The 233-nt window shown below is 51.5% G+C and carries 1 protein-coding gene; it reads right to left on the reverse strand.

Going from position 1 to position 233, the window contains the following annotated elements; translation table 11 throughout:
* Nucleotides 1-233, reverse strand: a 233-nt coding sequence (locus ACINWC743_RS16840) for a SwmB domain-containing protein (RefSeq protein WP_035301337.1), incomplete at both ends; no start/stop codon positions are given.

A 233-nucleotide genomic window follows, 5' to 3' on the forward strand; every position in this document is an offset into this window, starting at 1 on the left:
TCTTGAATCGCATTCGGATCATTACCTGCTGTTGGATCGGTATAACCTACTTGCACCGCTTGACCTGCTGTCACTGGAGCACCCAAGGTTAACACTACCGTTGAACCGACAACGGTAACACCGGTGACAGTCACCACCTGACCATCCGCAGTCACTGCGAAGTCGCCTGCAACTGGTGGATTTAATGGATCAAGCGCTTCACTGTAGTTCAGCGTTAAGGTCGTACCCAATGG

This window comes from Acinetobacter sp. WC-743 (assembly GCF_000335555.1).
Lineage (GTDB): Bacteria > Pseudomonadota > Gammaproteobacteria > Pseudomonadales > Moraxellaceae > Acinetobacter > Acinetobacter bereziniae.